The sequence below is a fragment of the Rhodopseudomonas sp. BR0G17 genome (assembly GCF_010907025.1).
In the GTDB taxonomy this organism is placed as follows: Bacteria; Pseudomonadota; Alphaproteobacteria; order Rhizobiales; family Xanthobacteraceae; genus Rhodopseudomonas; species Rhodopseudomonas palustris_H.
The window spans coordinates 1-447 of record NZ_QUML01000150.1 but is presented as its reverse complement, the minus strand read 5'-3'; the positions used below and the strand labels follow the sequence as shown (position 1 = coordinate 447).

1 pseudogene is annotated in these 447 nt (G+C 70.0%); it reads right to left on the bottom strand.

Annotated elements, in window-relative coordinates:
* A pseudogene (locus tag DY467_RS25615) lies at positions 1-274 on the bottom strand (efflux transporter outer membrane subunit); the annotation flags it as partial.
* Between the last annotated feature and the right edge of the window lie 173 nt (positions 275-447).

The following is a 447-nucleotide window of genomic DNA, read 5'->3' as shown; positions in this document are numbered from 1 at the left end:
GTCCGACGGGCGATGACGGACTGCCGATATTTGTCCCACCGGGCACCGCCGACAAAGAGTTCGTCCCCTTCGCCAGCCGTGCCGACTCGCTGTTAGCGACCGTCGGAAGCAACGCTCCCACCGCCTGCCGATAGCTCGCCCGCGCCTCGCGCACGCGCGCGCTCGCCGTCGCGACATCCAGATTGCCATCCACCGCCTCGGTCACGAGCTGATCCAGCAACGGATCGCGAAGCCGGGCCCACCAGCGCGTCAGCGTGGGCGGCGCAGTCGTCACGCCCCCAGTCCGGCTCCAATGCGTCGGCGTCGCGAGAAGCGGCGTCCGATAGTCGGGTCCGACCGCGCATCCGCCGAGCAACGCCGCAACGAGGACCATCAGTATCGCAAAGGACGGCGCGGGCGCAGGCTTCGCAGGTGGGGCTGGCGGCTGCGCGGGTGGTGACGTCTTCG